This window comes from Metallosphaera javensis (ex Sakai et al. 2022) (assembly GCA_021654415.1).
GTDB lineage: Archaea > Thermoproteota > Thermoprotei_A > Sulfolobales > Sulfolobaceae > Metallosphaera > Metallosphaera javensis.
This window is the reverse complement of the sequence record AP024487.1, coordinates 1,402,341-1,414,610: the sequence shown is the minus strand read 5'-3', so window position 1 is coordinate 1,414,610 and position 12,270 is coordinate 1,402,341. Positions and strand designations below refer to the sequence as shown.

14 protein-coding genes and 2 pseudogenes are annotated in these 12,270 nt (G+C 46.3%); 10 read left to right on the top strand and 6 right to left on the bottom strand.

Annotated features, from left to right (window positions below; translation table 11 throughout):
• Positions 1 to 114 precede the first annotated feature (114 nt).
• Positions 115 to 306, top strand: coding sequence for a hypothetical protein (locus tag QVC96_RS08250; RefSeq protein WP_238026916.1), 192 nt, complete (start codon positions 115 to 117; stop codon positions 304 to 306).
• The gene (locus QVC96_RS08245; RefSeq protein ID WP_287688870.1) at positions 273 to 845 is read left to right on the top strand and encodes a hypothetical protein; all 573 of its coding nucleotides are present in this window, start codon (positions 273 to 275) and stop codon (positions 843 to 845) included. The genes QVC96_RS08250 and QVC96_RS08245 overlap by 34 nt, the downstream gene beginning before the upstream one ends.
• A 3-nt stretch (positions 846 to 848) precedes the next feature.
• On the opposite strand, the gene QVC96_RS08240 is transcribed toward QVC96_RS08245, so the two are convergent.
• Together QVC96_RS08240 and QVC96_RS08235 are read right to left on the bottom strand one after the other, a co-directional pair.
• Positions 849 to 1,217: a type II toxin-antitoxin system VapC family toxin gene (locus QVC96_RS08240; RefSeq protein ID WP_238026914.1), complete on the bottom strand. Its 369-nt coding sequence runs from the start codon at positions 1,215 to 1,217 to the stop codon at positions 849 to 851.
• Positions 1,198 to 1,437, bottom strand: coding sequence for a nucleoporin Nup84/Nup107 family protein (locus tag QVC96_RS08235; RefSeq protein ID WP_238026913.1), 240 nt, complete (start codon positions 1,435 to 1,437; stop codon positions 1,198 to 1,200). The genes QVC96_RS08240 and QVC96_RS08235 overlap by 20 nt, the downstream gene beginning before the upstream one ends.
• Positions 1,438 to 1,524: 87 nt before the next feature.
• Here QVC96_RS08235 and QVC96_RS08230 point away from each other — a divergent pair, with 87 nt between their 5' ends.
• Positions 1,525 to 1,809 carry a DUF504 domain-containing protein gene (locus QVC96_RS08230; RefSeq protein WP_287688869.1) on the top strand — a complete coding sequence of 95 codons (285 nt, stop codon included), beginning with the start codon at positions 1,525 to 1,527 and terminating at the stop codon, positions 1,807 to 1,809.
• 413 nt (positions 1,810 to 2,222) lie between these two features.
• Positions 2,223 to 2,606: a hypothetical protein gene (locus tag QVC96_RS08225; protein WP_287688868.1), complete on the top strand. Its 384-nt coding sequence runs from the start codon at positions 2,223 to 2,225 to the stop codon at positions 2,604 to 2,606.
• A 301-nt stretch (positions 2,607 to 2,907) separates the two neighbouring features.
• Here the strand turns inward: QVC96_RS08225 and QVC96_RS08220 are convergent, their stop codons facing one another.
• Positions 2,908 to 4,002 carry a hypothetical protein gene (locus QVC96_RS08220; RefSeq protein WP_287688867.1) on the bottom strand — a complete coding sequence of 365 codons (1,095 nt, stop codon included), beginning with the start codon at positions 4,000 to 4,002 and terminating at the stop codon, positions 2,908 to 2,910.
• A gap of 174 nt (positions 4,003 to 4,176) precedes the next feature.
• Here QVC96_RS08220 and QVC96_RS08215 point away from each other — a divergent pair, with 174 nt between their 5' ends.
• The 5 genes and pseudogenes from QVC96_RS08215 to QVC96_RS08195 all read left to right on the top strand — a co-directional run.
• Complete coding sequence (locus QVC96_RS08215) at positions 4,177 to 4,563, top strand: cupin domain-containing protein (protein ID WP_238026935.1); 387 nt, start codon at positions 4,177 to 4,179, stop codon at positions 4,561 to 4,563.
• Between the two features lie 74 nt (positions 4,564 to 4,637).
• A complete protein-coding gene (locus QVC96_RS08210) occupies positions 4,638 to 4,883 on the top strand; it encodes a sulfurtransferase TusA family protein (RefSeq protein ID WP_238026909.1) in 246 nt (81 codons plus the stop codon).
• A gap of 221 nt (positions 4,884 to 5,104) precedes the next feature.
• Positions 5,105 to 5,669 (top strand): annotated as a pseudogene (locus QVC96_RS08205) (IS607 family transposase).
• The gene (locus QVC96_RS08200; RefSeq protein ID WP_287688866.1) at positions 5,647 to 6,918 is read left to right on the top strand and encodes a transposase; all 1,272 of its coding nucleotides are present in this window, start codon (positions 5,647 to 5,649) and stop codon (positions 6,916 to 6,918) included. Before QVC96_RS08205 ends, QVC96_RS08200 begins: the two are co-directional and overlap by 23 nt.
• 12 nt (positions 6,919 to 6,930) lie before the next feature.
• Positions 6,931 to 7,545 (top strand): annotated as a pseudogene (locus QVC96_RS08195) (TIGR00266 family protein); the annotation flags it as partial.
• A 137-nt stretch (positions 7,546 to 7,682) separates the two neighbouring features.
• Here the strand turns inward: QVC96_RS08195 and QVC96_RS08190 are convergent.
• Positions 7,683 to 8,786: a PLP-dependent aminotransferase family protein gene (locus tag QVC96_RS08190; protein ID WP_238026907.1), complete on the bottom strand. Its 1,104-nt coding sequence runs from the start codon at positions 8,784 to 8,786 to the stop codon at positions 7,683 to 7,685.
• A gap of 500 nt (positions 8,787 to 9,286) precedes the next feature.
• On the opposite strand from QVC96_RS08190, the gene QVC96_RS08185 reads away from it, so the two are divergent.
• A complete protein-coding gene (locus tag QVC96_RS08185) occupies positions 9,287 to 10,702 on the top strand; it encodes an MFS transporter (protein WP_238026906.1) in 1,416 nt (471 codons plus the stop codon).
• Here QVC96_RS08185 and QVC96_RS08180 read toward each other — a convergent pair.
• Together QVC96_RS08180 and QVC96_RS08175 are read right to left on the bottom strand one after the other, a co-directional pair.
• Positions 10,699 to 11,325, bottom strand: coding sequence for an MBL fold metallo-hydrolase (locus tag QVC96_RS08180; protein WP_238026905.1), 627 nt, complete (start codon positions 11,323 to 11,325; stop codon positions 10,699 to 10,701). The two genes, QVC96_RS08185 and QVC96_RS08180, sit on opposite strands and share 4 nt — an antisense overlap.
• A gap of 183 nt (positions 11,326 to 11,508) precedes the next feature.
• Positions 11,509 to 12,228 (bottom strand): TIGR00266 family protein, encoded by a 720-nt coding sequence (locus tag QVC96_RS08175; RefSeq protein WP_287688864.1) that lies wholly within the window; start codon positions 12,226 to 12,228, stop codon positions 11,509 to 11,511.
• Positions 12,229 to 12,270 lie beyond the last annotated feature (42 nt).

Genomic DNA, 12,270 nt, shown 5'->3' with positions numbered 1-12,270 from the left:
TAGACTGTCATTAATTAGAGAACAGACGAAAACTGAGAGGGGTAGTGTAAACATGTGTGCATGCGGTTAGTTTGGTTGGACTGATCCTTTTATACGGGCATTCTAGTTAATCCTGTGGATTCCAAGTTAATAATAAGGTTACTTGAGGAGAGACCGAGGTATAGAGGAAACAGGATCACGGAACAGGATCTGAGGAGACTGGCCAGCTTCGCAGAGGAAAATATAAGACTAATGAAAGAGCTGGGATGCTTCAGCCTTGATGGGGAGTTACATTGGAAGACCAACTGTATAGGAGGATATTACTGAGCGTGGAGGAGCTTAGGGGAAGCGAGACAGATAGGTTCCTGAAATTCCTTGCAATAATCAACTCGTTCCTCGAGGGAAGAGGGGAGGGAAGGCTCATCATTGTGGGTGGATTTGCCGCCGAGATCTACTCAGGGAGGAGTTACAGGACGGGAGACGTGGACATTATAGTGGAGGGAAACGTGGAGATGGTTAGGAGAGTTTTATCGAGGATATCCGATATGGGACTCAGAGTAATGCTTCCTAGAATCAGGGAGATCTCGGAGAAGGGAATAGATATAGTCTCCACGGTTTATGACAGGATGAAGGAACCGCTCAAACTTGTTGTGGATAACTCCTACTGGGTATATATAGCTCCTCCTGAGGAGGTAATACTCACGTATCTTGAGGGATGGAAGTTCTGGAAAAGCGAGGAAGACAAGATGAAGGCTGTGCTGGTATACTGCGCGCAGAGAAGTTCCCTGGATCAGGGATATCTTTGGGACGAATCCCGGAGAAGGAACGTTGAGGACTACCTGGAAAAGATCAAGGAGTACTGCTGAGATTCATCGATTCTCCAGGACCTTCTTCACAGGGATAGCTCCCTTGTTAATCAGATCCCTATCTTCACTGATTAAGGTTGATCCGGACTTTCGGCTCAGGTAAAGGTAAACCGCGTCGTAGTAAGTCAGCCCCTCCTCTCTGGCTATTTTAAGCACTTCTTGATTTAATCCCACGCTCTCCAGCGACAGGAACTTGAGCACCTGCCTGAATGGTTCCACCAGTTCCCCGTTATCGCTCTTCCAGAGAAAATTGCCTATCTCGTAAAGAACGAGGTCTGCACTACTACACTCCTCAAGAAATGATATGGCCTCCTCCCCCAAGGACAGTATTGCCTCTATTATGGAGCTGGCATCAATCACGTACCTTGCCATCCCTATTCCTGCTCTCCCTGATTATTCGGGTCACGTCCTCTTCCCTTACCTTCAGCCTCCGGGCTATGAGACTGGCACTTCTCCTGGCCTCCTCTCTCTCCCTTTCCTTAACCTCATTTTCCAGCGCCTTCCTCAGTACCTCAGACACGTTAATTCCATATTCTTTCGCCCTCTCCAGCAGTTCTTTCCTCACCTTGGTTGAAACTGTCACCCAGCTCATAACATAACATTGAAGTATGTAGTAAAAAATATTCTTACCCCTAATTCCTACCTGTACATAGCGCGTTGTTTGGTCCACGTTGAACGCATGGAAAGGGTAGAAGATTTAGTCTCCCAGTTTACACATCACCTAGTGACCATTAAAGAAGAGCTCAACAGGATATTATGGACCAGACATGATCTGGAGAACTTCTCTGTCATAATCGCGGATAGATTCAAGGGAGTTGATGAAATCTCCTTCTCAAGAATTAAAGGGATTGATAACACCTACATGTACCTTGACGACGAAACAGTGATTCCGCTCCACAGGGTTATGGAAATAAGAATGAAGGGCAATACCATCTGGAGTAGAGCGACTAGGAAACGATCTTAAAATCTGGTCTTAGACTAGTTTCTTGAAAGAAGAAAGGACCGAAGAAATACAGCTCTCGCCCAAGTTCTCTATTTCGTCGTGTCCTTAACCAAATCCACATGATCTTTAGAAAACTTCACAGAAGTGGACTTTGTTCCGTTACCCTTGTTAAAATAGAAAAGAAGTTCTTCACCACGACCTCAGGCATAGTCTTCATCAATAAGTACTTCACTACAGATGGTCCAGCCTCAACTACATCTTTTTCCCCATCCCCACAGATTAATGTGAACTCCCTCTGCGCTCTTTATTTCAGATAGTCTCTGACTTAAAATATTTGTCTAAAGCTTTAATAAATATATACTTCGTTCCACAAAGATAAACCCCACAGAGTTTTTAGGCATAAAATATTTATAGTATTAGGGTAACCCTAATTCATGGCCAACATTTTTACACTGAGAGATCTCGTGAACGACGATCTGAGTTGCAAGAAAGTCCCATCTAGATTTTTCTGCGTCAAGATAGGGTCTAAAACTATCATTGGCAGGGAGAGTGAGGGAATAATGATATCTAAGGTGGAAAAAGACGTTCTCGTAATAAAGTACATTGATGGGGACCTTGAAACCTATCAGATATTGCGGTACGACGATGATTTACCCATGATAGCTGATGGCCAGCTCAGCCCATCAATTAAGGGGTATCACGGAGCGCTAAGGGAAGTCCTTGAATGTCTCGATAAGGGGAAAATAGAGGAAGCTAGAAACATAACCGTGAAATTGCTTACCAACATTCTAGATGGTAAATTAGTAACTAGGCAATGATAGTGTGGGGCATATCTACTTTCATGGGCCTTATTTTAAGGACATGATGTGTTTGGAATCATCGGAAAAATCTTCCTTGGCGATTCTCGTTGAGGATCTTTTAGCAATGTGTATAGTCTCCACTAATCGCGTGTATGGTAGGGCCAACGAAATTACAAAGATAGATCCACAGAAATTAGTTCCTAAAAACTAGTCGTACCTCTATTCGCGATGACTTCCATAGTTCAGAGAACTGAACATTTGTTAGATGCACATGACACCAGCGATAGAGTATGCAGTTCTCTATTTGGACGCGAAGAGACTATTTTACAAATTGGAAAAGGTTATAGAACCCGGCCATAAAAATGTACTTGATCAGACTTGAACTCCTCAATTCCCTAAGGTTTTTGCCCCTAGTCTCTACGGCCTTCTTAAGGACGTAATCCACAACGAAGGAAAAGGGCAATTTCACTATGACCCGATCGTGTTTCCAGGCCTCATAAAGAACTTTGTAGTAATTTTCCGTCTGGGGTAACGGAATAACCACAGCCTTATATTGAAGGAACTCCCGTGTCCTCTCCTCCTCCACGTACACCATCGGGTAGATGTAATTCCTGTTCAAGAGCTTAAGGACTTCAGAATTAAGGGAGTAGAGGCAGGATCCCTGCACGCTGTTCAGAACGGGAGATATCCAGTGGTTCTCGTTCAGATTTAGCGCAGTCCTTATCTTTTCCAGGTCGAAGTTCATGGCTGTAACGGAGCCTATGTTGGAGAAGGTGACTTCCCCAAATTTCCTTGCCTTGATCAGTAGGTCCGTAACCTCGCTCTCATCCCCGTAACTGAGTATGTCGCTGGTTATCAGGTTCACGCGTCCATGAGCGGAAGACTGAATCCTCATCTCCTCCAGAATCACGTTCTCAGGGATCCTTCTACTCCCTCTGTTAACTTCCACCTCTGCGAGACCTGAGGGAGCCCTGATGACTACAAAACGCTCCGCTCTCCTACCGTGTATCACCCCCTTACCCTTTACTGCCTCCTCAAGACTTTCTTCGGCCTCCCCTATGAGGAGGGAATCAATCCAGTCCCTGTCCTGCAATTGCCACGCCCCCGGTCCACCCACCACTACCTTCAGGGAGTTTCTATCCCTCAACTCCCTTATCCTGGACTCGAACTTCTTGAAGGACTTAACGTAGGGAGGATCTCCCTGCACGATCCTAGATATGGCCTGACCTATTTCTGACCGACCCAGGGGATCGTTCACATAAATTCCCAGGATTTCCTCTCGATACCTATCAAGGTGCTCGGGCTGGACAATCTTGCCTCCCGAGATTGCCTCCACTTTCCTCAACCCGTAGGGAGGATACTTGCTCCTTCTCCACCAGGATCTGAAGGTAGAGGGATCCGCTGAAAGAATCATGCGGGTACAAACTTGGATAGGTGGTAAATAACAATATCCTCTTCACGTAGTTCTGCTCTTTCATTTGACGTAATACGGATGGGCTCGCCAAGTCTAGCTTCAACCCACAAATCCAGAGCAGGAAATCACCTTGTGTTGGAACCTCATGATTTTTTACTCCTTGTCGTACCTTGAATCATGGAATATCACATCTCCAAGATCTCTCAGGTGCCCAGCTCGGAGGTAAAAATCAAGGGATCAAGGGATACGTTCATCCAGTGGTTAGTCACTTCAGATCATGGCGCCCATTACGCGGTTAGAAAGTTCACCATCTTACCTCACGGAAGGATAGGCATGCACGTCCACAAGTACCAGGAGACGGTCATAATCACGAAGGGAAGATGTACCGTATGTGTGGGAGACAAGGTCCACGAGCTCGGTCAGGGCGATTTCATCTTCATAGATAGCGGAGTGAAACACGCGTTCCAGAACAAGGATGACACCCTAGAGTTCTTCTGCATCATAGACTACCCGGATGACATGACCATAACACCCGTGGACGATAACTGTCCACAGGAATAAACAATTTTTAGTATAATGTAAAATTCCCCTTAAAAACTAGAGAAGCTTAATATTTCAGATCTTCACATGATATTATGGACAGGTTAGAGGATAGGAAACCGGATGATGTTCTGGACCTCAGGGGAGAGGCGTGTCCAGAACCCCAGATAGAGATCGTGAAAAAGTTGAATCATATGAAGCCGGGCCAAGTTCTGGAGGTGATAAGTGACGAGGAACCAATGGACGTCACGATCCCCAAGATATGCGAGAGCAGGGGATATCCCTGCGTTTCCGTGAAGGAGGGCACGACTTACAGAATAAAGATCCTTAAGACCAAGTAGGGAAGTTGCAGGATAGGGGCTGGGGAAAGAGGAACGTAAAGAAACCCGAGTAGAAATAAAAAGGTAAGAGGTCTTAGTCGGATATGCCACAGTATCAAATTCTGGGGGATGACCTGCAATACCTAAAGGTACAACTTGCACCTCAGGAAGGGTTTTATGCCGTTGAAAACTGTTTCTATTAAAGCGTGAAGTTTAAATACTTTGTATACAAATCAAATACAATGCTGAGGCCCAAGGAAGTGTGCCAGAGACTGGGAATCTCCTACAGAACATTGCAGGAATACGTAAAAAAGGGGTACATAAAACCAGAGAGATTGCCATCTGGGAAAATGAGATTTCGGGAGGAGGACGTTGAGAGATTGGCAGGAATAATAAGGAAAAAGAAAGTGGTACTTTACGCCAGGATCATCAGACGCACACAATGACCTGGTGAATCAAGTGAACTACTTGAAGGAAAGGGTTCCGGAACACGACCTCGTTATCACTGACATGGGATCTGGATTGAACATGAGGAGAAAAGGGTTCCAGAAACTACTGAAGATGGTGCTGAATAACGAGGTGAGCAAGATAGTCGTGGCCCACCAGGACAGGCTGGTGAGATTCGGGTTCGAGATACTCGAGGAGGTGTGCAGGGCACACGGTTGCGAGATAACAGTCCTCGAAAAAGAGGATCCAGAACAGGAACTAATTGAAGACTTGATCAGTATCCTAGTCTCGTTCTCTGGCGGAACGAGAGGTCATAAGTACGAAAAGGTGAAGAAATGTGTTGAGGAACTTAAGGATTGAAACATTCATACCACAAGAAAAAGAATACATACATTTAACGTATGCGATAAGAAATGAGGAGGAGAGGAGCAAAGAACTAATTCGTGCATACGTGAACTTACTGAACAGAGGAATAAAGTACGTGTTCAACAAAGTTAACGTGAAGAATGGAAGAGTAGAGTTACCAAAAAAGAAGGAAATATACAAGGAGTTGAGAGAGTACTTAATGAGGGAGAACGCGCAAGGACTGGCAAAACACTACGTTGACCAGGCAATTCACGACGTATACTCTATCCTAGAGTCGTGGAGGAGGAGGTTCGAGAAGGGGAGAAGCAAGTTCAAACCACCGCTTGTGAGGAAGGGTTACGTGAGGGTGAAAACCACGTTGAGGAAAGTCCTCGGCAAGAGCGTGAGGATAACCGTGAAACCACACGAGTACATCAGATACTCATGGGATAGAAGATGGTTCTCTAGCAGAGTGGAAGGAATGGAGTTAACAGAACCAGTCATCAAGGAGGATAAAGTATACCTGGTATTTAGAAAAGAATTACCGAGTACAACTCCCCTCGATGCTGTTTCATTTGATTCCAATCTCTTCTCACTAGACGGTTACGATGGCGAGAAGTTTATCACGATCTCTCTAAAGCAACTCTACTCCTTGAAGTACGTCATGCAAATGAAGAGGGCTAAAGTGCAGTCTGTAGCTTCTAAGAAGTTGAAGGGTGGCAAGAAACTGATGAGGAGGTACTCTCATCGTGAGAGGAATAGGGTTAACGATTTGCTTCATAAGTTAGCTAACTTCATTCTTGAGCTATACAATAATCATGTTCTGGTCTTCGAGAGGTTGAATAAGGAGAGCATGTTCGATGACGCCAGCGAATCCTTATCACGTAAGCTTTCGAGGACTGTCTGGAGGAAACTGGTTGTCGTGTTGAAGTATAAGGCTCCCCTATACGGTTGTAGAGTGGTGGAGGTGAACCCGCACCTCACATCCAGGTCTTGCCCCAGATGTGGATGGGTTTCCCGAACGGCTGGCAGGACCTTCAGGTGCGGGAGGTGTGGGTTCACCCTTGATAGGCAGTTCAACGCGTCACTTAACATCATGAGGAGGTTTCTGCATAAGTTTAACCTCAAGATGTGGGGGTTTCCTCACCGTGAGGTGAGTGGGGTTATCCCCCTAATGGGAGTGAGAAGGATGAACGGTTCAATCCGCGACTTCGGTGAACTCCAAGGGTCGAGAATTGAATACAAAGTACATGAAATTCAATGAGACCCAAACCCCGACGCTGGACACATGATAATGAAGAATGCATCAGTGAACCTGCAGACCAGATTGAGGGGAGGGTTTCTCTCGGGGCTTAAGAGAATATTGACTGGAGGCTCGTTCTTCGTCACGGAATTTTATGGACCGGGAGAGATAATACTCTCCGGAATATTTCCGGGAAAGATCGTACCCATACAGTTACAGGGTGGATCTATCTTGGCAGAGGCTCACTCCTTCCTGGGAGCGGAAACCAGCGTCGAGTATGACTCGACAATGGCCAAACTTACCGCTGGATGGCTGGGTGGAGAAGGGCTTTTCCTCGCCAGGTTCAGGGGAGTGGGAAACGTTTTCCTTCATTCCTACGGTGGATTAATCGTGAAGGACCTAGCCCCAGGTGAGACCATACAGGTGGAAGCCTCGCACCTGATGGGCTTCCAGGAAGGAATGAACTATTCCGTCCAGCTGGTTGGAGGTCTGAGATCTGTGTTCTTCGCTCACGAGGGGCTGTTCTTCGTGACCATCACCGGTCCAGGCAGGGTATGGTTACACACTTTGACTGCAGAGCAGTTGGCCAGTGCACTGATCCCCTACCTTCCCACAGGACAGCAGGGAGGAATTGGTATAAACTTCTAGTTTGCTTTTTCTCGCTCCTGCGATATTTCCCCGCCTTATTCAAGGTCGTGTTGTAATTTATCACAGATTGCCGAGTTCAACAAGGAGACCAGCTCCTTTTGGTGCAAGACGTCTGCATGGACCTCTCATGTTCAGCCTCATCTCATGGACTTCAGCAACTCTCCAAGTATCCTCACGCCTTCCACTATCTCGTCTTCCTTGGCGAAGCTGAAGCTCAGCCTGAAGGAGTTTCTTCCCTGGTCGCTGGAGTAGAAGAACTTCTCTCCAGGAATAAACTTCACATCCCTCTTTAGCGCCTCCTTAAGCAATGAGGAAGAGTCTAGCCCTTCTTTTCTGCAGAGCGTGAAGAAACCTCCCTCCGTGTAACTGCATCCAGTATTTGAAGGGAAGTACTCCTCTATGGCATCGAGCATAACGTTCCTCTTCTTCCTGTAAAGGAGCAGGGAGTTCTCTATAATTGAGTCCACTAGATCCCTCCTGAGCATCTCCCCTATAATGAGCTGATCCAGCGTGGACACTTGATGATTTATTTCGCTCTTTATAATGGATAATTTTTCAAGTTCCTTTCCCTCATATCCTATGAAGCCCACCCTGAGCCCAGGGGATACGATCTTGCTGAAGCTTGAGATGTAGATCACCCTTCCTTCCCTGTCCAGCGATTTCAGTGCAGGATATGGGGGATCATCATAGGTAAAGAATCCGTAAATGTCGTCCTCTATAATCTGAAAATTGAAATCCGTTGCCAGCTCGAGAAGATGTTTGCGTCTGTCTCTAGTCATAACCCTCCCCGTCGGATTGTGAACTGGAACTACGTAAAAGTACTTTACCGGATCGGCCCACATTCTGAGAGCCTTCAACCTCTTTTCGAGGACATCCGTCATGGGACCGTGATCATCCCATGGAATAGGATATGCCCTCAATCCCCTGTAACTCATGGTGCTTATGAACCCCTGAAATGTTGGCTCCTCCGAAGCTACCATATTCTGCGAGAAGAGTTCCGAGAGGAGATATATGGCCTCCTTTGCCCCTCCCGTCACGAGTATCTGGTCTTCCTCCAGCGAGAAACCTCTCTTCCTCACAAAGTTACATATCTCCTTCCTCACCTCCTCAATTCCTTCGCTTGGGGCGTATTGCAGGGTTGTTTCGCTCCTATCCCTCAACAGGTAATCCACTATCTCGCCCATACGCTCCCAGGGAAACGTTCTCGGATCGGGTAGTCCTCCACCTATGTTTATTGGCATATCATTTTTCGATAGTGTGAATATAAGTTCTTTTTCATATGTAAGTCTAATACTGAGAGATTTAACATTGTTTTTAATATTCACTCCAACTATATAAGAAGATTTTTACTGCATCATGTGGTGGTCCTGCCGGATGGAAGGACTTACCCTCAGTGTTTAAGCAGAAGGATCAATTTCCTTTTATACTGTTCAATCCATGCTTAAAACATTAAGTCTAACGTATTTTTCTCTATAGGTATAAATTTTCTTTCTTAGGTTAACGGAAGGGACAGTACATGTAGTCAATTTGGTCAACTGGTTCCAGTTCCCTAATATTTCGTCACTGTGGGATAGGACGCACCCAATCCGCGAAACCTCGTCACAACTCGCAGAAACACATAAATTCTCTGCATAATAACAGCTAAACACTGGTTACACACCGTTAAACATAATCTAGTTGATCAAATAGTTAATGATTAGATAGTTAAGTTTTTAACCTCATCCTGCGTCTCTACTTACTTATGAACAAGACAATCATCTTGCTAGTACTCGTCCTTGGGACACTGATGGCTGCTGTGGACGGAACCATAGTTCTCCTGGCACTTCCTCAGATTGCGCAGGATCTACACGCTGACCTTTTCACGGCCATATGGGTCCTTCTGGCGTACCTTCTGGTTACAGCAATCCTCACCACACAAACGGGTAGGATAGGTGACATTTACGGCAGAGCTAAGATGTTTAATCTGGGCTTCGTGATTTTCACTGTTGCGTCGGCCTTATGCGGACTATCTGGTTCAATTTACCTTCTCATAACGTTCAGGCTCATTCAGGGGATTGGCGGAGCCATGATGACTGCGAATAGTGGGGCAATAGTGGCTGATCACTTTCCTCCCAACATGATGGGGAGAGCATACGGTTATACCTCCCTAGGTTGGAACATAGGTGCTCTTCTGGGGATTATTCTGGGAGGTGCACTGACAACTTTCCTGGGTTGGCCCTTCATATTCTACATTAACGTTCCCATTGGAATCATGGCCACAGTGCTAGGAGTGAAGTACATTCAAGATGTTAACAAGGTGAAGAGGGAACTGGACATCACTGGTGCCCTTCTGTTGGGGGCGTCTCTGGTGCTCATCTCCTATTCCTCTATAGTTATAGCCAGTGTTGGGATGGACACGCTGAACCTGGTAATGCTGGTGATGGGAATAGTCCTGGTTGGGGCCTTCATTCTGAATGAGAGCAGGGCTAAAAGTCCAATCATCGACCTCAAGATGTTCAGGTATAGGCTACTTGGTTACTCACTCACCGCCACATTCCTTCAGGCAGTTGGAGGTCTAGCGATTACCTTCCTTCTCATCATGTACCTTCAAGGAGTGAGAGGGTTATCCCCACTTAACGCGTCACTGTTGCTTCTTCCGGGATACGTGGTAGCAAGTTTCCTTGCACCCTACATGGGCAAGTTAACCGATAGGTACGGCTCCAGATGGTTTGCCACAGGAGGAATAGCAATTATCATGTTATCTGTGATCCTGTTCTACCTAGTGCTGACTCCCAACACCCCCTACACCCTGATTCTGCTGATCTCAGCAGTAAACGGTGTTGGATCAGGTATGTTCTGGCCCTCCAACACCAGTGCCATTATGGCCAGCGCTCCTAAAGGATATTTTGGTTCCGTCTCAGGTCTATCCAGGACGCTAGGGAACGTGGGGATCATTCTAAGCTATGTGATAACCCTGTCAGTTGCTGCGGCAGCAATACCCAAGGAGGTTGCCTTTGAAATATTCCTGGGAACCTCTAAGCTTAACGGTGGTCTCTCCTCCGTGTTTGTGGTGGGACTTCACTACGCCTTTCTGATCTCCGCAGTGGTGCTAGCCCTAGCCACCTTCTTCTCATTCCTTAGAGGAAAGGAAGTACGAACCGAGGAAAGGGTGAACTAGAAGGGCCACCTGGGTGGACCACTTATTCCGTGGGAGACGTAAACCTTCTTCACCCTGAACTGCTTCACCTTCTCCACGCTTTTCCTCAGGAGTTCAAAATCCTCGTAGATTGAGGGTAGCCTTAACCCCTTCTTTGTACCCTGCAACATATCACCAACCAGAAGTGCCTCCTCATCCTCCATGTAAAGGGTTATGGAGTCGTCAGTGTGGCCCGGAGTGTATATTACCTGAATTCCGGGGAAGACTTCACCTTCCTTGAGGGTTTCAGCGCCAAAAACTGGAGAAAGCCTAGCGTTAAAGAATGGGGACATTAACGCGAAGCCGATCTTCAGGGCTGTGGAGTGAAGAACGGGTTTCCTACCTATTCCGTTGGTCAGGTACCTCAACCCATTTTCATGTATCAGGTTCCTGGGTATCTTTAGTTCACCTGCACTACCAATGTGATCCCCGTGGGAATGGGTGTAGATGACCGCTTCGATCCTTCTGGAATCCTTTCCCAGACTTGTCACCGCGTTCAGGATCCTGTTGCCGTTTCCCTTAGTTCCTGAGTCCACTAATATTAGCTTACCCCTGACCTCGAGGAGAAATGCCTTTACGAACCTAAGATTGATCTCGTATATCACATGTAAACTTATACATCCTCAGTTTTATTTGGTGTCCTTTAATGCATGGAGATCTTGGCCATCGTGCGAGGCCGGGACGCAGGATTTCTTTAGCATTGGACTAGAGAAAATAAATTCGTTAGATTGAGGATATTGCAGTTTATCATAAAAAATCCGAAAATGTACATGCAAAGGCTGGGAAACCTACAGATTAATGTTGAATGATGGCCCTTGTGGTCCAAAACCTCCAGGGGAAGGTTGCGAAGGCGGCGGGGCTCTGCTATAAAGCACATGGGCAAATTGAAGTATCGATACGTTGTGAACCCAGACTCTACCAGGTCCTGTGATCGTGACGAAGAAGAGTCCTTCTCCTCCCAGAAGCATGGTCTTAAGTCCTCCCACCCTCTGTATATCGTACTGCATTCCGCTATCGAAGGCTAGTAAATGTCCCGCCTCCACCTGTATCTGCTGATTAGGTTGTAGATTGAACGCTGAGACTCCTCCTCTGGCATGAACAAACACGTTACCTTGCCCGGTGAAACTCGCTAGAAAGATTCCCTCTCCTCCAAAGATACCAGCTAAAAGCTTACCAAGCTTTGCCCCGTACTGGACTGTGGACTCCGCAAAAAGGAAAGAATTATGCTCCACACTGAGGCCTTGTCCCATCACCTGAATTGGTATTATCCTTCCAGGGAAAAAGCTTGAAAATTCCACCATTCCAGGACCAGTTAACTCGAGAACGAAGAAGTCGCCTCCAGTCATTTCTCTTTCAAATGATTTTAAAATTCCACCTCTTGCACCCGCATTGATGTTTACTGAGGGATCCTTAGTTACTAAATGTCCTCCTTCACCGTACACCATTTCTCCCGGGTTTAGGAAAACTCTCACGTGTTGCATATCCTTTCCTAGGATACGATATTGCATAAATACGATAATCTTTTTCCAGTTAAAAATCTTTCCTCAAGT

Excerpts from the sequence above, each read along its gene's own strand:
- QVC96_RS08240 (WP_238026914.1), bottom strand. The coding sequence starts at position 1,217 with ATGGCAAGGTACGTGATTGATGCCAGCTCCATAATAGAGGCAATACTG.
- QVC96_RS08235 (WP_238026913.1), bottom strand. The coding sequence starts at position 1,437 with ATGAGCTGGGTGACAGTTTCAACCAAGGTGAGGAAAGAACTGCTGGAG.
- QVC96_RS08230 (WP_287688869.1), top strand. The coding sequence starts at position 1,525 with ATGGAAAGGGTAGAAGATTTAGTCTCCCAGTTTACACATCACCTAGTG.
- QVC96_RS08225 (WP_287688868.1), top strand. The coding sequence starts at position 2,223 with ATGGCCAACATTTTTACACTGAGAGATCTCGTGAACGACGATCTGAGT.
- QVC96_RS08220 (WP_287688867.1), bottom strand. The coding sequence starts at position 4,002 with ATGATTCTTTCAGCGGATCCCTCTACCTTCAGATCCTGGTGGAGAAGG.
- QVC96_RS08210 (WP_238026909.1), top strand. The coding sequence starts at position 4,638 with ATGGACAGGTTAGAGGATAGGAAACCGGATGATGTTCTGGACCTCAGG.
- QVC96_RS08190 (WP_238026907.1), bottom strand. The coding sequence starts at position 8,786 with ATGCCAATAAACATAGGTGGAGGACTACCCGATCCGAGAACGTTTCCC.
- QVC96_RS08185 (WP_238026906.1), top strand. The coding sequence starts at position 9,287 with ATGAACAAGACAATCATCTTGCTAGTACTCGTCCTTGGGACACTGATG.
- QVC96_RS08175 (WP_287688864.1), bottom strand. The coding sequence starts at position 12,228 with ATGCAATATCGTATCCTAGGAAAGGATATGCAACACGTGAGAGTTTTC.